Genomic DNA, 19448 nt, shown 5'->3' with positions numbered 1-19448 from the left:
GTCCCCATGCCCTTGGAGGCGAAATAAAGGGGGAGGTGGCGGCCGCAGGCCGACGCCGGAGGACATTCGCCGGAAAGGGCATGGGGACCCAGCGCCCGACCCACCGACGGCCGCGCCCGGAAAGCGTAAAAGCACCTTTCTGCCTGCCCAGCGTATGGGCGAAGAACCAAACAAAAACGGCGACCCTGCGGTCGCCGTTGTGGTGCATTGCATGGCTGCGGCGATCAGGCCTTGGCAGCGGCCTTCAGGCTCTGCCGCTGGACCAGCGCGTTAAAGCGCGACAGCGAGCTCAGGTGGTGGTGCACCAGGGCCAGGTAGCCATTGCGGTGCCAGGCCAGCACGATGTCGTCGGGCAGCTTGGACAGCTTTTCCACGTCGACCACGTGGAACCCGTTCACCGACATCTGCTCGCCGTTGTTCAGCGTGACATCGATGCTGCGCTCCACCAGCAGGTCCTGGGCCAGGATCGCCGCCGTGAACTGACGGGTCGCCTCGTGCTCGCGGGTGAAATCGCCGCAGAAGCGCATGGCGTTGTCGACCAGCTCGGTCGCCTTGCCATCCACGAACAGCGGTTCGCCTTCTTCACTGGTGCCCTGGTTGACCTGCTCGGCGTCGGCGTCGATGGCCAGCAGGAAGTCACCCTCGGTGTCGGCCTGCATGAACACGAACGGATACCGGCGCACATAGGCCGGCGCGTAGGTGTCTTCAGCCCACTTGTCGCCGTCGATGAACAGGTTGTTGCGGGCCAGGCCCACGGCCACGATCGGCGCAGCATCCTTGCCGGTGAACAGGATCGGGAAATGCTGCGCGGCCAGGCCGAACTCGCCCACCACGGCCGGAATGGCGTTGGTTTCGGCCGCAAAGGCCACGGTCCCCTGCACCAGACGCCAATTGGCGTGCTTGTCCGATTGCAGCGGCAGCGGCTGGCGGTAGAACAGCGGGCCGGATGCCTGGGCCGGTGCCGGGGGGGTAGTGGTTTCAGCAGTCATGGAATAGGTCAGGTACGACGCGCCAGACAGCCCGGGCGCGAAAGCGGGCACCGCATTGATCGGCCACTATAGCGTGGCTCCATGACGATGTGCGCCCTGCCGGAAGGCATGGATGGCCGCAGGCGTGGCGCTCACCCTCTACAGATCGGTGAACTCCCCGCACTCAGGCAGCGGGGTATCGGGCTGGTAGCGACCGCCATCGAAACGCAGCACCCGCTGGAAGGAGCAGGTCGGGTCGGTCTGGGTGCGCAGGTCCTGCCGGCGCAGCGGCCCGCGGGCCTGGGAATCCTGCAGCCGCGACGCGCCTACCGGGAAGCGGGTGGCGGTGGTGGCGTAACGCAGCACCGGCATACCCTGCCCGGCCGGGTCCAGGGTCAGCACACCGTGGAAGCTGTACTCGTCATGGCAGGCGCCCGCGCGCCGCGTGCTGTCCTGTTCGCCGAAGCAGGCCCGGATCATGGCGTGGCCGTCGGCGGGCAGCGTCAGTACGTCCGGGTCGATCTGGATCCCATCGTCCATGTGGCGGATACGGCTCAGCACCAGCGTGGACGCGCCGGCATCCCCGCCGGAGTACATCGTGGTCACACTGCGCTGCACCCCGACCAGCACGTTCTCCAGCGCCGCCTGCTGCGGATCGCTCGGTACCTGACCCGCGTCGGCCCCACGCGCCAACCGCACGATGAACGGCCACGGCTGATCGTTGCCGGGGACCTCGGCATCGGCGCTATCGAGGGGGATGAACCAGGTCTGCGGCTCGGTCGCACCGGGTAGGTGATGCTCGATCTCCAGCTGCGACGCCTGATCGTCGCCTTCGCGGGCGGTGCGCACGCACCACTGCCGGTCGGCCGTGCAGAAGCGTGCCGACGCCTGCTCGGCGCCCGCCTGCGCGGCCGGCTGCTCGATCAACGCCTCCAGCCGGTTGCCGGCGCGGTCGTGCACCGGCGTGGCCACCGCAGCACTGCTGATGCTTGCCAGCAGCACGCCCACGGCGGCAAGAAAGGGTCTGCGCTGCAACGTCCTTGGCATGGGCCACATCCTGTCGGAAACGAACAGGATAGCGCAGCGCTCAGCGCACCCGGTCGAGCGCGTCCTGCGCGCCGGTCACCGCTGCACAGGCATGGTCCTGCAGTTCTTCGCCGCTGGCATCGTTGCCCTGCGCTGCATCCAGCTGCGTGGCCAGCAGCAGGAAGCCCGGGCTGCCGTCGGCGGCGTGGGCACCCACCACCACCAGCGACCACTGGCCCAGGTTCTGCACGCCGGCCAGTTCGCTGGCCAGAAGCCGCACCGGATCGACCGTCAACGCCTCCCCCGCCACCCGACGCGCCTGGTAGCGGTGGCCACGCAATGGCTCCGGCAGCGGCTGCCAGCGCGTCTGGATGCCCGGGCCAAGGCGCTGCAGCTGCGCGAGCACGTCGGTGCGCAGGCAGTCCACGTGGATGTGCAGCTGGTGCTGGGAGCGCCCGTGCGGCGAGTTCAGCGCCAGGCTGGTGACCTCCCGTGGCAGCGGGCGCCCGAGTGCCTGCGCGGTGCGCCAGCGCTCCTGCCAGGCAGCCGCGAAATAGTTGGGTGCATCGGCGCGCAGCAGCAGCGGGCTTTCGATACCGGTCACCCGGTCCAGCGGCAGCAGCAGATACTGATACTGGCCGTGCGAATCCTTCAGCACCACATCGCGGCGCTCGGCCTGCGGGTTGACCGCCACGCAGCTGCCTTGGGGCGGCCCCTGCAAACGGCAGTCGCGCTGCACGATCCCCCACAGCGCATCGGGATTGACCGGCGGCTTGGCCGGGGGCGGCGCGCTGGCACAGGCGGCCAACAGCACCAGTGCGCTGGACAATAACAGGCGGTGGATCACAGGCAGGACTCGGCTACGGCCACTGTCCGGCCCGTTCCGGGCCGGCTCGGCGCGTAGTGTACCCGCTCACCCTTGACCGTCCGGCGACACAGCACGGCGCTGCTGCCCTTTCCCCCATGGGCAGGCCTACGCGGGTTCGATCTCTGCCTGGGGCGCCGCAGCGCCCTCCTCGATGTCGCCCGGCTTGTACTTGGTATCGCCGAAGTAGAGCACCCGCCACATCGCCAGATTGCCGATGAACCAGTGCGAGATCGAGTCGTGGCCGTAGCCGTCGAAGAAGGTCTCCACCGCTTCGGGCAGCAGCTGCTTGTTGTCCCAGGCATCGAGCATGGTGCGCTCGGCCAGGGTGAGCCGCTTGCCACGCTCGCGCTTGCGACGCAGGCTGACCATCTTGCCGACCAGGGTGTCGGTCTCGCTGGCCAAGCCCTTGCGCTGCTTCTTGACCTCCGACAGCGCATCGCTGCGTGCGCTCAATTCATCGGACACCCGGTTCCATTCGGCCAGTTGTTCGCTGCTCATGTCGCTGGGGCCGCCATCGCGGGCATACGGGTCGCCCAGCTGCGCGCGGCGCCGCCGCAGGGTCTTCACCTCCGCATCCAGCGCATCCTGGCGCTCCTGCAGGCGCTGCATCGACGGCAGCTTGTCGCCGCGCGCCACCCGCACCTTCAACCAGCGGTGCAGCAGCTCCATGTGCGCGGCCTGCACGTCTTCCATGCGCCCCCGCTTCACCCGGACCGCCTGCAGGTAGGCGTTGTACACCGCCTGCAGCTCGGGATCGGACTTGTCGAACTCCGCGAGAACCTCCGGGTCCAGCCGGCTCATCGGGTGCAGCAGCACGCCGCCGGCCAGGGCGATGTCGTACATCTCGTTCAGGGCGAACCGTGCGATGCTGTTCTGGCGCCCCTGGTGCTGCGGATCGTAGCCACCGCCCACGTCGGAGTGCACACCCGGATACCAGATCTCCTGAGTGTTGTCGGGATAGCGTGCATCATCGCGTGTCGAGTCGAGCGGGAACTGGCCGCGCAGCTCGTGCGCGGCGGTCATGTGCACCGACTGCACCACCATCGGCGGGATGCGCATGCCCTCGCCCCAGCCGTTGTGGCCGTTGCCCGCATTCACCGCGGCGTGCGCCAGGCTCGGCCATACCGACACCACCGTGTCGTACAGGCCGGCGAACCCGATCCGCATCGGCACGGTTGTGTTGTACATCCAGGTGCCGTCGGGCTGGCGCTTGCACAGCGCCACCAGGTCGCGGATGAAACCACGGGCCTGCGCCGCGCCGCGGGAGAAGCCGAACACCGACACGTTCACCACCACGATGCGCATCTGCGCCGCCTGCTGGGTGATGAAGGTATCCAGTTGCTCCAGTGCATGGTCGATGCGCTCGCGCCCGCCCTTGCCGATCGCCAGGCCCAGCATGCCGCCGCTGTCGCCAACTTCCGGGCACGGGGTGCCGACCCCGGCCAGGTAGGTGGACAGCACGTTGCGATGGCCGCTGATACGGGCGCTGTGCAGGCGGGCGATGTTGGACAGGGCACGTTCGTCTTCCTGCTTTTCCATCTCCGCGTCGCGGTTGTTGCCGGTGCCATCGAAGTACACCGTGACCTGCAGCGACTGGCTGCAGCCGGTGGTGGCCTCTTCCTTCTCGGGCAGCGTGCAGCTCTGCGCGGCCTGCCGCTGCTGGCGCTCGGCATCGGTCATCGGCCGGGTACCCCGGGCCAGTCGCGCGGTGCGCGCCGTGGGATCAGCGTCGGCCACCGGCTCGGGCGAGCCGGGTTCCAGGTCAACCTGGCCGGGGATGGCAGTGGGATCAGTTGCGGTCATCGGCAGTGCACTCCTTCATCTACCGGTGCGGGCACCGGACGGCTTCCTTGGAGAACGGGCAACGCGTGCTTACAGGCCCTGGTTGGCGATATGGCCCTCAGGAATCTTTTCGCGGCGCAGGTCCCAGGGGTCCTTGCCGCGCTCCAGCAGTTCGGCCTCGACGTGACCGTCGGGGTAGAAGTGCAGCAGCAACGTGTGCGGGTCGGCCGGATACGGTTGGCGCACCGTCACCTGCGCCGACCTAGGCTCCAGTGGTCCGACCTTCTCATACGTATTGGTCTTCAGGTCATAGCGCCCAGACAGCTTCCAACGGACGTCGAGGGTGATGGGTTTGTCGGTGCGTGGCGCAAGGGGACCCATCACCGAACCGCTGTCGGTGTACGCCGATACGCCCCCCATCCAGGTGCCATCCACCCGCGTGTCGTACAGATAGCGGTCGCTGTAATTGAACGCGAACAGCGTCAGGTACGGCGACTTCGGCTTGCTCTTGGCCATCGCACGCGAGCAGCCCGCGCCGATCAGCACGATGGCGAGCGCCGCAAGCGCGATCCAGGTAAACGACTTCAGACTCAACATGCACGCTCCACGAGAAACAGACCAACGGTGTACGAACGGGAAGGCATCACCAGGTTTCCTCCATCGGCCAGACCGCATCGCCGATCTGCTTTGCGGTGCTGCGGCCATCGGCAAAGTCCTGCAGTCGCTGCTGCCAGGCCGGGTCGTCGGCCAGGTCATCGCCGACCAGCAACGCCCAGGTGCACACCATCAGCACCCGCCGACTGTCTTCGATGCCGAACCGGGCGGCCAGCGCCACCGCGCCGCGCAGGAACCCGTACCAGTTGGCCGATGGCAGGCGATCGAGCAGTTCCGGATCGGTGAGCTGGTAGTGCTCGATCAGCGTGTAGGGGTAGGCGGAATTGATCAGCACACGACGCTGCTCGGCTTCCAGCGTCCACGGCAGCAGGTGCGGATCGATGGCCGGACAGGTCAGCGCCAAGGTGTCCCAGCGATGATCGTGGGTCACGTAATGCCAGTACTCCCCCACCGCGAGAAACGCGTCGCGCTGTTCGGGGTCCAGCGCCTGCACCCACCAGGGCAGCACGCGCCCGTCGTAGAAGCGGGCCAGGAATTCCTTGCCGTTGGGGTACCGCGCGTCCAGCCGGCGCGACAGGCGCTGCAGCAGCACGTCCTGCGTCAACCCGGACTCAATCACCGTGGCGGCGCCCAGTGCCTTGGCATGGCCGTCCAGGCGCAGCAGCACGGCTTCTGCCGGCAGCTCGGGAGGCAGCCGGGACAGATACACCGAGGTATCGGCGCTGCCATCGGCCAGCAGCCCATCGAACAGGCGCGACGCCGCATGCGGCAGGAACTGCAGCACGGCCTGCGGTGCGTCGCACTGGGCGCCGTCGAGCAATAGATAGCGATGCAGCCCCGTCGCCAAGGGCTGCCACTGCGTGCGCGGGAAGGTCGTCGGCACCATGGATCAGCCCTTCGGGGTCAACGGCGCGGCACGCTGCGCGGCCAACAGCAGGCATTCCTTGCACACCGACTGCGGGAACACCGGCAACGGATAGTTGCCACTGCCGCCGGGCTGGAACGACTTGCGCGCCGCATGCACGGTGATGGTGCCCGGCGCGGTGAAAGTGATGTTGCCCTGTTCGATGGTGAGGCTGGCACCGCCGGCGGTGGCTACGTGGAGCGTGCGCCCGGCGGCCAGCTCAACCGCCGCCTGTCCGCTGGCACCGTGCAGCGCCGCCTGCGACTGCACCCGGATCTCGTCGTTCTGGGCCAGCAGTTCCAGCGTGCCGGTGCCGCTGACCACGCTCAGCGTAGTGGCCTGCGCGCCTTGGCCGGTGCGCGCCGCCGCAAGCACGCCCAGCGCCTGGCGGCTGTGCCAGCGCGCCTGGCCCATCACCACGGTTTCGCTGGCGAGGCCGCTGCCGAGGGTGAGCGTTTCGCCCAGCGCCCACTGCAGCGACTGCCCGGCCACATGGGCGATCCCCGCTGGTGCGGCGATGCCCAGCAACGGGTCACCGGTATGCGGCACGCGGTCTGCGCCGGCCGCGGCATCGCGGTCCGGGGCCGCCCCGCGTGCATCGGGGTAGGCCCCGCCCGTTACTGCGGTGCGCGTACTGCGCAGCATCGCCTGCAGCGGCGCGGCATCGGTCACCAGGCGAGAGTGCGCCGGGCGTAGCACGCCTTCACTGTCGGCCAGACGCACCGTTTGATGCGTACCGGCGGCTACGGCAAACGTGCTGCCCAGCGTATCCAACTGGGTCAGCAGGGCGACCGGCGCCGAGGCGGAGCCTGCGGCGCCGGTAGCGCCCGCATAGGCACTGAGCCACAGGCCGGCGCGCCCACGCACGCTGCCCCAGGCATCGCTGCGCAGTTCAAACCCTTCGCCGCGCAGGCTGCCGCGGAAGTTGTCGGCCTGGTGGACCAGATGGCCCAGGCTCAGGCCGCTGGACGCCTGCGTGGTCGCCAGCTGCAGTCGCAGCTGGGCATCGCTGTCGTCGAACAGCAGGCGGCTGTAACCCTGCCCGCCCCACTCGCGGGACTGCACGCCCCACATCGCCCCGGCATGCCGATGCGCATCCTCACCGCCACCGGCGGCGTGCCAGGCCGGCGCATGACCGCCGCTGCGGTTGCCCTGCGCGCTGGCCACGGCATCGCCGGCCTGCGCATAGGCGCTGGTATCGGCCTCGACGCTGCGGCCACCCGGGGTCGGCACGGTGCCGGCTTCACCCTGGCCGTTGTACAGGCTGCCCAGTACCACCGGGCGATCGATGTCGCCCTCCAGGAAGCCCACCAGGACTTCCTGCCCCACGCGCGGCACGAACTGGCTGCCCACGCCCGGCCCCGCATAGCGCTGGGCCACGCGCAGCCAGGTGCTGTCGGCACTCGCGCCGGCAGCGCTCTGGAAATGGAAACGAACCCGGATCCGCCCGAGGCTGTCGGCGTGCACGTCGCGCGCACCCTCCGTGCTGACCCCGGGCGCGGCCACCACCACGGCCGTCTGGTAGCCCGGTGCCAACGGCCGCGGGTTCAGGCGCGCACCACTGTCGTCGAACAACACCGGCCGCCAGGCTAGGTCGCGTGCCTGGGCGTCGAAGGTATTGGTGTAGCCGTGCGTCTGTGCGGCCCCGGACCGGTCTGCGGACGCCTCGGCGGCGTCCACCGGCTGAAGCCCCGCAAGCGCCTCGCGCAGGTCCACCGGCAGATTGTTGATTCCCACATGCCGCACCCGGGTCAGCACGAGGTCGGCCGGTGCGTTCCCGGGCAACCCGGTCACCGTCAACCACTGGCCGGCCGTGGCGCTGCGCAGCGTGCTGCGCCCCTGCCACTGCTGGGCCTGCGCCTCGCCCGCCTGGGCCATCAGCCCGGCGTAACGATCCGCCTCCACACTGTCGGCAAAGCTGTAGGCACCGGACGGGTCGTAGACCTCACGCGCCTCCCCCTGCCCGCCGCCTTCCAACGGCACGCCGGCGGCGAGCGAACGGCTGGCCTTGTAATCATCACTGTGCAGCGTCAAGCGCTGGGCGCCCAGGCGACGCCGGCGGCCCACGGCCTGCACGGTGTCATCGGCTTCGGTGGCACCGGCACGGTGGAAACGCACCCCGCCGCCCGCCTGCGACACCGTGTCCTGTGCCTGCGCGGCCGCATCGGCAAACAGCACCAGCACGTGGCCACCTGGGTCCTGCCCGCTGTCTTCCACCCGCCAGCCCAGGCCTTCTTCGGCCAGCAGCCGCTGGATGAAGGCAAGGTCGGTCTCGCGATACTGCACGCAGTAGCTGCGCGGTCGCGCGCCCTTGAGAAAATCCGCCGCTTCCCCGCTCCAGCGCCACTGCAGCTGGCCGACGTGGTCGCCCAATACGGTGTCGACGATCTGCTGCACGTCCATGTTCTGGAGCACGCGGCTGTGGTGACCGTGTTCCAACCGGCAACTGGCGTCACGCAGCACCACGCGGTAGCGCGCCAGGCCGCCATCGTCCGCCAGCAAATGCGCTTCGGTGATCAGGCCATGCCGGGGCAGCCAGCGACCATCGGCCAGCCGGGTCTGCAGGCAGGCAGCACTGCCCAGCCACTTCTCCAGGGGCAGGTCGGCATCGAGCGCCAACAGCAGCACCTCGTAGCGGAATCCGTGCGAGAGCTGTTCTTCACCCTGCCAGCGGTCCACCAGCACCATCGGCGCATCCGGCAACTGCATCCGGTACAGACGTTCCCCATCCAACAACCGGGCCGCCTGTGTCATCAGGTTCCGCATTGCTTCCATGGCTCACCTTGGCTCGCGCGGCACCGGCAGTGCCGGTGTCGCTTCCATCCCCTGTGATCCGACGGTAGCAGATGCAAAACCAACACGCACGCTACGCAAGGCAGCGTCCGTTAAAACCACGTCAACGTGCCGCCAACGTAGTCAGTAGGTCGCGTACGGAACCTCAACCACCACGGGGGCTCCGGGCGACCCCACCGGGCGCAGGGTGAAGCGGTCCAGCGTGCCATCTTCATCGGTGAAGGTGGTGGTCTGGAACTGCAGCGTGTAGCTGCGGGTGCCGGTCTTGACCGTGCCGGCGGCATCGATGCTGGCACCCGGGGGCAGCAGCAGCCCACCCAGGTCGCTGTAGGCCTCGATCGCGTCATGGAAAACGTACGTAGCCAGTGCACCGTCACGTTTCATTTCGTACACGCGCGGCTCGTAGGGCGGCGGGGTGTCGTTGCCTTCGTTGAGCAGGTCCGACACCCAAACGCCGGGCAGGCGGTACTGCGATTCCAGCACGCCTGCATCCAGCCGGTCGCTGCTCACCACCATGCAGCAGACCACGCGCTTGGCTTCCCGGTCCAGGATGGCAAAGCGCGTGCCCTTGGCCGCGGTGGTCGGCAGCATCGCAAACGCCAGGTCGTCCTGCGCCGGCTCGACCCCATTGGCCGAGTGCAGGTTGCGCCAGCCGCCGAAGACCGGGGCCGTGGTCGCGCCCTGTGCCGCAGCGTCCAGGGCAACGGAAAGCCCCAGCGCCAACAGCAGCGCCTGCGTGATGTTTCTGCCCTGCATGGGTGTGGGTCCAGTGTTGAAAGCGCCGCCACTATGCGTCAGCGGCGCGGGAGGATCAATTGGTGCCGAAGCGTACGTCGACCGTCTGCGCCGCGCCACCGGTTTCAGGCGTGAGGCGGTAGGTTTCCAGCCCGCCGTCATCGTCAGGCAACGTGTCCACGGTGCGGACCACCGTGTAGGTAGCACCGCCGAAGCTCACCTTGCCCGCGCCGGCAGCCTGTGCATCGGCCGGCAGCAACAGGCCGCCCCATTCGCCACTCTCGGTGAAGTGTCCCTCGAACCGGTAGCCCAGCAGGCGACCCACCGGGCGTGCCGCGAACACGTGCGATGCGCCGCCGGCGCCATTGTCCAGCCCACTGGTCAGATCCGATGCCCACACCCCGGGCACCTGGTAGGAATGCTCCAGGGTGGCCTGCTGCAGCCGCGGGCTGGAGACCTCCAGGCAGCAGACCGGCTGCCACCGGGTCAGGTCCATCACCGTGAAACGGGTGCCTTTACCCGCGTCGGCCGGCAGCATCACGAACGCGCTGCGCTGTTCGGACACCGAATACGCCGGCCCGATCGTCAGGCTGCGCCAGCCGCCCGCAGACGGGCCCGCGGCCTGGGCGCTGCCAGCGGCGGCAAGCAGGGAAAACACAACAGCGGTGACGCCTTTCATGGACATGCTCAATTACCTGTTTTGGACCAATGCGGTTCGTCGACCTTGTTCTTGGGACCGTGGTACGTCCAGTGGTACACCTTGTACGTGGCGCCTACTTCCTGCAGGTCGCGCTTGCTGGTGATGGCCACCGACACGCCACTGGCGTTCTTGACCGTCTTGCCAATGCCCCACGGGGGATCGAACTTCATGTCGATCGCCTCGCCCCCGTTGTGGTTGGAACTGTAGGGCTTGCCGATCGCGCCGGCCGCGGCATACGCCTGATCCATCGCACGCGCGCCCTTCTTGGCCGCGTCCAGGTCGGGCTTGCCGTTGGCGTCCAGGTGCTCCCAGTCGATGTTGACCGGTTCGTCGCCGTTCTGCGGCACGAACTTGGGCACCTTTCCCGGCGCCAGCCCCTGCACCACTTCGCGGGCGTAGTACATCAGGTAGGAGCGCTGCGGCGGGCGCAGGGTGGTGTTGATGATCACGTCGATGCCACCGGCTTTCATCGCCGCGATGAAGCTGCTGGCGCCTTCGCGGAACGGCGACTTGAGGTCGGCCACCTTGGCGCTCTGCAGGAACCGGCCATGCCAGTGCTTGCCGCTCTTGCTGGTCGCACCGCCATCGGTGGCCGCGGCATTGGCCTCGCCCAGCGGCGAATAGAAATTGTTGAGCAGCGCGATCGGGTGGATGTGGTACACCTCCGGCGACACCGGGAAACCGGGCACCTTCGGTTGCACCTTGTCCCACCAGCGCAGGTGCTTGATGCGCAGCTTTTCGGCGCTCCACTCCGGCTGGCCGCCCAGCATCAGCGGATCCAGCGCGTCCCACTTGGCATCGCTGCCGCCCCACTCGCTTTCGTACCTGGCGATCATCCGGCTCATGGCCTGTGCCATCAGCGGCTGTTCCATCGCCGTGCGCAGCTCGGCCTTGGACAGGTAGCCGCTCTTGTCGGTGTCCAGCTGCTCATAAAGCTTCTTGACCAGCGCGCTCTTGTCGACCTTGTCGGCGCGCATCTTGTAGTCGGTGACCTCATCGGCGCGCAGCGCGCCCATGTTCACCAGCGAGGCCGACAGCATGTCCACCGGCTGGATCTGGCCCTCTTCCACCCAGTCGAAGCCCGGCCACGCCCATGGAGACTGCCAGCCCACCTTCGGCATGCCACTTTCGCAGACCCAGCCGACGTGGATCTTGCCGGCATTCTGGCTGCGCACCGACACGCGCCACCACGGCTTGCCATCGGCGTCGACGACGCGATCGGCCGGCGGGTTCTTCTCCAGCTCGGCGCGGGTCATCACCCGGGCAAACGCGGCTTCGCCACCGGCATCGGGGCCATCCAGGCGCAACGGGAACTTCTTCCACACCTTCATGCCGTCGGCACCGCACGACACCAGCGCCGCACGCTCCACCCACACCGCGTCGCCCTGCGGCATGCGCATCTCGCGACGCTTGTAGTTCAGCTTCTTGGCCAGCTTCTCGTCCAGGGTGCGGTCGGTGTCGGCCGGGCCGACGAACCAGCCGGTCCATTCGGCATCCGGCGCCTTGGCGTAGCGCTTGCTCTTGGACGAGTACGCGCCCAAGGCCTCGCGGTCCATCACCACCAGGCCCGCCTTCTGGATCTTCGCCCACGGTCCGATCGCGCCGTCCTTGCCCTGCACCAGCCGCGTATCGGCCGGCCAGGTGGTGTCGTGCGCCACCGGCAACTTGAGCTTGGCCCCCTTGTCGATCAGGAACATCGACCCGGTGTTGGGCGGCAGCAGCGACGCGTATTTGCGCGCCGTCTTGACGAACACCGGCAGGTCATTGCCGGCAAAGGTCTCGATGTGCACCATCTGCCGCCAGCCGCGCTTGGCGCGCGGCTGGGCGTCCACGTACTGCTGGTACTCGCCTACGTGGCCGAGCAGCGCACCGGCACTGACGGGAATGGGCTTCTCCGGAATCACCACCTGGTCCAGGGTGAGCGGCGCCTTGGGGCCGGGGTCCAGCTCGGACAGGAACACCCAGCCCTGCGCGGCCGCCGGATCCACCGCCTCGCCCGGACGCACCGGTGCGATCTGGCCTTCCAGGATGCGGTCGATCTGCGCCCACTTTTCGCCACGGTTCTTCACCGTGATGCGGGCACCGCGCGGCAGCAGCCCGATGCGGGCGCTCTTGCCGTTGGCTTCCTTGCGGATGTTGAGGCCGATGATCGGCGCGGCGGCGTCACTCATGGACCAGCTCCTCGGACGTCACGTTGTCCCATTCCTTGGTCTCGGGCGGGAAGAACCCGAGCAGTTCGTTGGCTTCGCTGGAGATGCTGTGACCGCAATCGCAGCCGACCTCTTCCACCTCCGCCGGGGCTTCCGCAGCGGCTTGCACCGGGGGCGGCGGCACCTCCTGTTTGTCCTTGGCGCGCTCGCCCACGACAAACTCGTTGCTGGCATCCCAGTACGCCGGCCGGGCGCGCTTGGGATTCTCTTCGTAGCCCTGGAAGTCCAGCAGGTGCATGTACAGGCTGTAGAACACCATCTGCATGCCCGGATCACGCGGCTTGGGCGCATCCGCCTTGGCCGGTTCCTTCTTTGCCGTGCCCGGCGCCGCCGCCGCAGCAGCACCGGTGGTCGCCCCTGCGGCGCCCGCGGCGGCAACACCGCCGGACGGATTGTCGGGCGTGCAGGTCTTGGGCGCGTTCTTCTCGGCCTCGGCCTTGAACAGCGACTCGGCATTCGGCGGCAGCTCGATACGGTGCCGCACCAGCGTGAAGCCGGACGAATACGCTGCGCTGCGCTGCACCTTCGGGAAGGTGATTTCGGGGTACTTGCGGTTCACCATGTAGGCGACGATCTCGCCATCCTTGATGCAGCGCACGCCATCGGCCTGGTTCAGCACGGTGCCGGTGCCGGCATCGAAGTGGATGCCGCCATGCCACAGGCCGCTGGCACCGATCGGGAAGAACCCGTCGTCGGCCTTGCTCAACGCGCCCTGCAGGGCGGGCAGACCGATATACGCGGCACCGTCGAGCGCGGTGGTCTTGCCCTGCGGCGGGAACGGATACGACCAGGGTTGCTGCACCTCCACCGGCTCGCAGCAGCCAAGCGCGTAGCCGGCGAACTTGGCCATGTACTTGCCCACCGAGGTACCGAAGGCGTCGGTGGCATTGATCGCCCCGCCCGTCTTCAGGAAGGCCATCACCGCCGGGGTCTTGTACTTGCCGTCCTTGGGCGTGACCGTGCCGTACCCCTTCAGGTGGGCCGCGGCGATGATCCCCGATTCGGTGACCAGCACCCCGCCGATGGTCTGCCCGATGTACGCGTGCGCGCCATACTTCCGGCCCATGCTGCACAGCCGCCTTACCCAGGCCTGGCCGGCCTTGTCCTGGATGGCCTCGCTGTTGCGGAACACCTGCAGGCTGGTGGCGCCGTCCTTGCCGGTCCACGTGCCGTCCCAGTCCTGGAAGAACTTGCCGTCCTTTTCGTGCTTCTGTCCGTCGTGGTTGAAGTAGCCCAGGTCCATCAGCGCGTCTTCGCCGAACTGGTACTTACCCACGTAGCCGAACTTGTTGATGATCGACAGGTTGCCGCCGCCTTCGGAGGCGAACAGCGCATTGAGGAATCCCTGCAGGTCCTTTGCCATGGTCAGTTCCCGGTGCAGAACGCGGTGTAGTCTTCGTCGCTGATCTGCACCGGCGCCAGCTCACTGATGCGATCCATGGCCTCGGCAGGCAGCGCGCCCAGCCAATGCACCTGGCACTTGTCGACCAGGCGACCGGCCATGCGACCGGTGGTCGGGTCGTACAGCGCTACCAGAGTGGTCAGGTTGCACTGGTGCGCCTGGCAGGCGCGGTACAGCCAGCGTTCGCCGGCCGCGGTCTGGATGCGTTCGCCCTGCGGCTGCGGGCCGCTGCCGATCCGCTCGCGCAGACGCGCATCGCCGAGCGACGCCGCGTCGGCCAGCATGTCGCTGAAGGCCTTGTCCACACGCGCGTCGTACTGCGGGCAGGTTTTGCCGCAGACGGCATCGCCCACCAGGTTGAACAGTTCGGTGGCCAGCGGGTCGGTCGCCTCGGAGGCGGTTGCCGCAGCGGGCTCGGCGGCAGGTGCATCCACGGCCACTGCGGCCGCGGCCGCATCACCCTGGGCGGCGGCATCGGCCACCTGGTCTGCCGGTGGCTGTGCCTGGCATGCCGCCAGCAGCATCGCGCCGGACAGTAGCGATGCGAGAAAAATCCTGTTCATGCTCATCCCGAGAATCCAATGATGCGTTGTTTCTTGAGGTCCCCATGGACCCAGCTCTTGAGCTCGGCCTGGTAATTGCTGGGACCGGTGAAAGACTTCTTGCCGGCGTGCACAACGATGTTGCCCGGCGCGGTGAAGGTGATGTTGCCGCCTTCGATGGTCACGCTGGCGCCGCCGGCGGTGGCCACGTGCAGGGTCTTTCCGGCGGACAGGTCGAACTGCGACTGGGCGCTGGCCATCTTCAGTGCGGCCTGCGCCTGGATGCGCAGTTCATCCTGCTGCGCCTGCACGTCCAGCTCACCCTGCCCGGCCACCACGCTCAGCGCAACAGCCGTTGCCGCCTTGCCCTGCACCGCCGTCGCCAGCACGCCCACGCTCTGCGCGGCATGCAGCCGCATCTGCCCCATCACAGCCGTTTCGCTGGCCTGCCCACTGCCCAGCGTCAAGGTCTCGCCGATCGCCCAGCCCAGCGCCTGCCCGGCCACATGCACCACGCCGTCGGGCGCGGCCAGGCCGAGCAGTGCATCGCCGACGTGCGGCACCTTGTTTTCACCGGCACCGCCATCGCGCTCGGCGGCCTGGCCACGGGCCGGCGCGTACTCGACGCCCTCCACGGTGGTGCGCGCACTGGCCAGCAGCGCGGCCAGCGGTGCCTTGTCCTGCACCAACCGCGAGCGATTGGGTTGCTGCGCACCTTCGTGCGCGGCCAGCTTGCTGGTCAGGTGGGTGCTGGCCGCCGTTGCGAAGGAGGTGCCCAGCGTCTGCAGCTGGGTCAGCAGCGCGACCGGCTGCGCCGCATCACCGGCCTTGCCCTGCGCGCCGCGCGCGTAACCGCTGAGCCACAGCCCCGAGCGCGCGCGCAGCGCACCCCAGGCATCACTGCGCAGCTCAAAGCCTTCGCCGCGCAGGCTGCCGCGGAAGTTGTCGGCCTGGTGGATCAGGTGGCCCAGGTTGAGGCTGGTCACCGCCTGGGTGGTCAGCAGCTGCGCGCGCAACTGGGCATCACTGTCGTCGAACAGCAGCGCGTTGTAACCACTGCCGCCCCACTCCTTGGAGCGCACACCCCACAGTGCACCGGGATGGCGGTGCGCATCGTCGCCGGCGGCGGCCGCATGCCAGGCCGGCGCGTGTCCGCCGGTCACATTGGCCTGCGCGCTGGCGCGTGCATCGGCGGCCTGCGCATAGGCGGCGGTGTCACTGCTTGCCGCCTGGCCGGCCGGCGTCGGTGCCACACCGGCTTCGCCGCGCCCGTTGTAGAGCGCGCCCAGCACCAGCGGGCGATCGATATCACCGTCGAGGAAGCCGACCAGCACCTCCTGACCGATCCGCGGCAGGAACTGGCTGCCCACGCCCGGGCCGGCATAGCGCTGCGCCACGCGCAGCCACGCACTGTCGCGCGCGGCATCGCCCTGACCGGACTGGAAATGGAACTTGACCCGGATACGCCCAGCCAGATCGGCGTGGACTTCGTGGCTGCCGGCGCCGGCAGCGCTGCCCTGCGCGCCCACCACGATCGCGGTCTGGTAGCCCGGCGCCAGCGGCCGCGGGTTCAGGCGCACGCCGGTGTCATCAAGCAGCACCGGCCGCCACGGCGTCGTGCGCTGGATCGCGGTGAAGGCATTGGCATAGCCCACCGCTTCGGCGCGCTCGTGCACGGCCGGATCGACCGGATGCGCGGAAGGTGCAGCGCCCAATGCCTGCGCAAGCGACGCCCGCAGGTCCACGGGAAGATTGTTGACGCCGAGATGCCGGACGCCTGTCAGCAGCACCTCTGACGGCGCCGACGTGGGCACCTGGCCGATCCGCAGCCACTGGCCCGCACACAGCGAGCGCACGCTGCTGCGTCCGCGCCACGCCTGGTTGCGTGCTTCGTGCGCCTCGGCCTGCAGACCCGCCAGCCGATCGCCCTCGCTGCTGTCGGCAAACGCATAGGCGCCGGCCGGGTCGTAGGCCTCGCGCGCGGACTGGCTGCCGCCGCCATTGACCGGCACCTGCGCGCCCTGCCCACTGCTGCGCTTGTAGTCACCGCTGAAGACCGTGAGCCGATTGCTACCCAGCCGACGCGACTGACCCAACGCCTGCACCGTGTCCTCGCTTTCCGTGGCGGCACTGCGATGGAAGCGAACGCCACTGCCCGACGACGTTACGTCTTCCGGCTGCGTCGCGCTGTCGGAGAAGATCACCATGCAGTGGCCGGCGGGCGCCTCGGCGTCGTTCTGCACGCGCCAGCCCAAGCCTTCTTCCGCCAGCAACCGCTGGACGAACGCCGCATCGCTTTCGCGGTACTGCACGCAGTAGCTGCGTTTGCGCTCGGCGCCGAGGAAACCGGCCACTTCGTCGCTCCACTGCCAGCGGGCAATATCTTTGTAGCCGTCGAACACCGACGACAGGATGTCCTGCACGCTGCGCTCCTGGAACACGCGGCTGTGCCGACCGTGCTCCAGCCACCACGTCCACGGCCGCACGCCGATCCGGTAGCGCGCGACACCGCCATCACTGCCGAGCAGGGTCGCATCGCTCACCAGGCCCACACGTTCGATATCGGCGCCGCTGGCGGCCCGCGTGGTCAATGTCGCGCGCTGGCCCAGCCATGCCTCCAGATCGAGGCCGGCATCGAGCGAGAGGAAATCGATCACGTAATCGAAATGCGTGGACAGCGATTCCTCGCCGCTCCACCGCTCGACCACCAGGTCTGTCGCGCCAGGCAATGCAAGTCGATGCAGGCGCTGCGAGCCGGATACGGCCGCTATCTGGGTAAATAAGTTGTTCAACGCGTCCATTGCCTTGTCTGCCAAGCTGTTGTCCCGAGGCCCGGGACATCCTTTCCCCAACCGCGAAATGTACCAGATGCGTCAGAAACTCAACACCGCGACCACGCACTGATGGCATATCGAGACTTGCATCACATATTCACGCGGCCGTGACGCCGGGAATCCGTCGGTGGGCTCACGCGCGGTCTTACGCATGCCACGCGATCAAAACGCTAGAATCACCGCAGTTCCCATCTCGAGATTTGCCATGCTGGATCAGGATGCCCTGCTGGCCCCGATTGCCGACCACGCCCCCACCGGCGACGACCTGTCCTTCTCGCCGGAATTCGACCGGATCCAGGAGAGCCGGCGTGCCGATGACCCGACCCTGGACCAGGGCGAGTGGCAGACCGACATCAAATACGCCGACTGGAGCAGCGTCGCCCGTGAATGCGCCGACCTGCTGCAGACCCGTACCAAGGACCTGCGCCTGGCCGGCTGGCTGACCGAAGCGGCCACCCAGGTGGAGGGCTTCCGCGGCCTTACCACCGGCTACCGCGTGGTGGCCGGGCTGTGCGACCAGTATTGGGACGACGTGCATCCTGTGGCCGTCGACGACGACCAGGAAGAACGCATCGGCAACCTCAGCTGGCTGCTCAGCAATTCGCTGCAGTGGCTGCGCAACGTGCCGATCGTGTCCGCGCCGCAGGGTCGCTTCAGCCTGTCCGATTTCGAAGTTGCGCATTCGCGGGCCAGCAATGGCGGCGACTACCATGACGATCGCCCCGGCCTGGAACAGCTGGAAGCGGCCCGCCGCGATACACAGCATGAGTTCTATCGCCAGCTGGTTGAGGTTCTGCCGGAATGCGCCGACGCGCTGGCCGCGTTGCAGGCCGCGGTCGACAACCGCCTGGGCCTGGATGGCCCCAGCTTCAGCGCGGTGCGCGAGCAGATCGAACACCTGCAGCGCACGGTGATGCGCTTCGCGCGCGACGCGGGCGTGCTGCTGGACGGCGACATGGCCGACGAAATCGCCGCCGATGACAGCTTCGCGGTAGAGGTGAGCAGCACCGATAACGCGGCCGCCGCTGCGCCCCGTGGCCCGGCGGGTGCGCCCACCAGCCGCAAGGAAGCGCTGCAGCAACTGCGCCAGGTGGCCGAGTTCTTCCGCCGCACCGAACCGCACAGCCCGGTGGCCTACCTCGCCGAAAAGGCCGCGCGTTGGGGCGAGATGCCGCTGCACGTGTGGCTCAAGCGGGTCATCAAGGATTCCAGCGTGCTCGACCAGATGGAAGAGATGCTGGACATCAACCAGAACCTCGACGGGCAGTAAGCCCGTCGAGCGTTACCGGGTTACTGGATCTTGAACTCGATACGGCGGTTGCGTGCGCGACCGTCGTTGGTGGTGTTGTCGGCCACCGGCTCGTCCGGGCCCTTGCCAACCACGTCCAGGTGGTTGCCGGCGATACCCTTCTGCACCATGTAGGCCTTCACCGCCTGGGCCCGCGCATGGCTGAGCGTCAGGTTGCTTTCGCGCTGGCCGACGTTGTCGGTATGGCCGATGATGACGAAGCTGGTGTCGCCCATCAGGGCCATCTTGGCCACCATTTCGTCAAGGATGCTCATGCCCAGCGGGGTCAGCTTGGCGCTGCCGCTCTGGAACTCGATGATGCGGTTGGCCAGGGTCTGGTCGAGCAGTTTCTGCTGCGAACCCACCTTCAGCGCGTTGGTGACCGTGTACGAGGTATTGCTGGCCAGGCTGAGGTCACTGGCCACCTGCTGGCGCAGCGCTTCGTTGCCCACTTCGCCGGTCACGCGCACGGCCTGGCCGTTCACTTCCAGCTTGCCGGGGGATACCCGCTTCAGCCCCGGGGTGATCATGCCGGCCACGTACTCGCCCCAGTTCGGGGGCGTGGCAATCGATTCCACCTGGATGCGGTCGACCACGCGATCAGCGCCGTAGACCTCCCGCAGGTTCTTCAGCAACCGCGCCTTGGTCGCCTGGTCGGGCACCACGCCTTCGATCACGACCGGGCGCTCGGTGGCGGCCGCTGCCGGGGCCTGCGCGAAGGCAGTGCCGGTGACTGACAACGCGGCCAGGGCAACAATGAGAGTAGAGCGGAGGCGCATGG

At 68.1% G+C, this 19448-nt stretch carries 15 protein-coding genes; 1 reads left to right on the top strand and 14 read right to left on the bottom strand.

Annotated elements, in window-relative coordinates; all coding sequences use genetic code 11:
• Positions 1-224: 224 nt before the first annotated feature.
• The 13 genes from AC1DCJ_RS18840 to AC1DCJ_RS18780 form a co-directional block, all read right to left on the bottom strand.
• Positions 225-989: a SapC family protein gene (locus AC1DCJ_RS18840; RefSeq protein WP_137189632.1), complete on the bottom strand. Its 765-nt coding sequence runs from the start codon at positions 987-989 to the stop codon at positions 225-227.
• Between the two features lie 138 nt (positions 990-1127).
• Positions 1128-2015, bottom strand: coding sequence for a hypothetical protein (locus tag AC1DCJ_RS18835; RefSeq protein WP_478071659.1), 888 nt, complete (start codon positions 2013-2015; stop codon positions 1128-1130).
• A 40-nt stretch (positions 2016-2055) separates the two neighbouring features.
• Positions 2056-2838, bottom strand: coding sequence for a CDP-diacylglycerol diphosphatase (locus AC1DCJ_RS18830; protein ID WP_478071661.1), 783 nt, complete (start codon positions 2836-2838; stop codon positions 2056-2058).
• A 129-nt stretch (positions 2839-2967) separates the two neighbouring features.
• Positions 2968-4665, bottom strand: a complete 1698-nt coding sequence (locus tag AC1DCJ_RS18825; protein WP_478071658.1) for a T6SS phospholipase effector Tle1-like catalytic domain-containing protein — start codon at positions 4663-4665, stop codon at positions 2968-2970.
• Between the two features lie 69 nt (positions 4666-4734).
• Positions 4735-5241 carry a DUF3304 domain-containing protein gene (locus tag AC1DCJ_RS18820; RefSeq protein WP_161578710.1) on the bottom strand — a complete coding sequence of 169 codons (507 nt, stop codon included), beginning with the start codon at positions 5239-5241 and terminating at the stop codon, positions 4735-4737.
• A 46-nt stretch (positions 5242-5287) separates the two neighbouring features.
• Positions 5288-6145 (bottom strand): DUF4123 domain-containing protein, encoded by an 858-nt coding sequence (locus AC1DCJ_RS18815; protein ID WP_478071657.1) that lies wholly within the window; start codon positions 6143-6145, stop codon positions 5288-5290.
• Positions 6146-6148: 3 nt separating this feature from the next.
• Positions 6149-8938, bottom strand: a complete 2790-nt coding sequence (locus AC1DCJ_RS18810) for a type VI secretion system Vgr family protein (protein WP_478071656.1) — start codon at positions 8936-8938, stop codon at positions 6149-6151.
• A 141-nt stretch (positions 8939-9079) separates the two neighbouring features.
• Complete coding sequence (locus tag AC1DCJ_RS18805) at positions 9080-9712, bottom strand: decarboxylase (RefSeq protein ID WP_428711758.1); 633 nt, start codon at positions 9710-9712, stop codon at positions 9080-9082.
• A gap of 55 nt (positions 9713-9767) precedes the next feature.
• Positions 9768-10370, bottom strand: coding sequence for a hypothetical protein (locus AC1DCJ_RS18800; RefSeq protein ID WP_478071655.1), 603 nt, complete (start codon positions 10368-10370; stop codon positions 9768-9770).
• A gap of 8 nt (positions 10371-10378) precedes the next feature.
• A complete protein-coding gene (locus tag AC1DCJ_RS18795; protein ID WP_314403800.1) occupies positions 10379-12562 on the bottom strand; it encodes an SH3 domain-containing protein in 2184 nt (727 codons plus the stop codon).
• The gene (locus AC1DCJ_RS18790; protein WP_478071654.1) at positions 12555-13964 is read right to left on the bottom strand and encodes a hypothetical protein; all 1410 of its coding nucleotides are present in this window, start codon (positions 13962-13964) and stop codon (positions 12555-12557) included. The genes AC1DCJ_RS18795 and AC1DCJ_RS18790 overlap by 8 nt, the downstream gene beginning before the upstream one ends.
• A gap of 2 nt (positions 13965-13966) precedes the next feature.
• Positions 13967-14566, bottom strand: coding sequence for a hypothetical protein (locus tag AC1DCJ_RS18785; protein ID WP_478071653.1), 600 nt, complete (start codon positions 14564-14566; stop codon positions 13967-13969).
• Positions 14567-14568: 2 nt separating this feature from the next.
• Positions 14569-17346, bottom strand: a complete 2778-nt coding sequence (locus tag AC1DCJ_RS18780) for a type VI secretion system Vgr family protein (protein WP_478071660.1) — start codon at positions 17344-17346, stop codon at positions 14569-14571.
• Positions 17347-17584: 238 nt separating this feature from the next.
• Between AC1DCJ_RS18780 and tssA the strand changes: the two genes are divergently transcribed.
• Entirely contained in the window at positions 17585-18649 is a 1065-nt protein-coding gene (gene tssA, locus AC1DCJ_RS18775; protein ID WP_137189645.1) for a type VI secretion system protein TssA, read from the top strand.
• A gap of 20 nt (positions 18650-18669) precedes the next feature.
• Here tssA and AC1DCJ_RS18770 read toward each other — a convergent pair whose 3' ends face one another.
• A complete protein-coding gene (locus tag AC1DCJ_RS18770; protein WP_478071652.1) occupies positions 18670-19446 on the bottom strand; it encodes an OmpA family protein in 777 nt (258 codons plus the stop codon).
• Positions 19447-19448: the final 2 nt, after the last annotated feature.

The organism is Stenotrophomonas sp. 10N36 (assembly GCF_056395005.1).
The sequence above is the reverse complement of the archived record's forward strand: the minus strand, read 5'-3'. Positions and strand labels throughout refer to the sequence as shown.

What these genes read in the sequence shown, in the direction of transcription:
- AC1DCJ_RS18790 (WP_478071654.1), bottom strand. Translation starts at nt 13,964, where the DNA reads ATGGCAAAGGACCTGCAGGGATTCCTCAATGCGCTGTTCGCCTCCGAA.
- tssA (WP_137189645.1), top strand. Translation starts at nt 17,585, where the DNA reads ATGCTGGATCAGGATGCCCTGCTGGCCCCGATTGCCGACCACGCCCCC.
- AC1DCJ_RS18820 (WP_161578710.1), bottom strand. Translation starts at nt 5,241, where the DNA reads ATGTTGAGTCTGAAGTCGTTTACCTGGATCGCGCTTGCGGCGCTCGCC.
- AC1DCJ_RS18805 (WP_428711758.1), bottom strand. Translation starts at nt 9,712, where the DNA reads ATGCAGGGCAGAAACATCACGCAGGCGCTGCTGTTGGCGCTGGGGCTT.
- AC1DCJ_RS18800 (WP_478071655.1), bottom strand. Translation starts at nt 10,370, where the DNA reads ATGAAAGGCGTCACCGCTGTTGTGTTTTCCCTGCTTGCCGCCGCTGGC.
- AC1DCJ_RS18835 (WP_478071659.1), bottom strand. Translation starts at nt 2,015, where the DNA reads ATGCCAAGGACGTTGCAGCGCAGACCCTTTCTTGCCGCCGTGGGCGTG.
- AC1DCJ_RS18770 (WP_478071652.1), bottom strand. Translation starts at nt 19,446, where the DNA reads ATGCGCCTCCGCTCTACTCTCATTGTTGCCCTGGCCGCGTTGTCAGTC.
- AC1DCJ_RS18795 (WP_314403800.1), bottom strand. Translation starts at nt 12,562, where the DNA reads ATGAGTGACGCCGCCGCGCCGATCATCGGCCTCAACATCCGCAAGGAA.
- AC1DCJ_RS18810 (WP_478071656.1), bottom strand. Translation starts at nt 8,938, where the DNA reads ATGGAAGCAATGCGGAACCTGATGACACAGGCGGCCCGGTTGTTGGAT.
- AC1DCJ_RS18815 (WP_478071657.1), bottom strand. Translation starts at nt 6,145, where the DNA reads ATGGTGCCGACGACCTTCCCGCGCACGCAGTGGCAGCCCTTGGCGACG.
- AC1DCJ_RS18825 (WP_478071658.1), bottom strand. Translation starts at nt 4,665, where the DNA reads ATGACCGCAACTGATCCCACTGCCATCCCCGGCCAGGTTGACCTGGAA.
- AC1DCJ_RS18785 (WP_478071653.1), bottom strand. Translation starts at nt 14,566, where the DNA reads ATGAACAGGATTTTTCTCGCATCGCTACTGTCCGGCGCGATGCTGCTG.
- AC1DCJ_RS18840 (WP_137189632.1), bottom strand. Translation starts at nt 989, where the DNA reads ATGACTGCTGAAACCACTACCCCCCCGGCACCGGCCCAGGCATCCGGC.
- AC1DCJ_RS18780 (WP_478071660.1), bottom strand. Translation starts at nt 17,346, where the DNA reads ATGGACGCGTTGAACAACTTATTTACCCAGATAGCGGCCGTATCCGGC.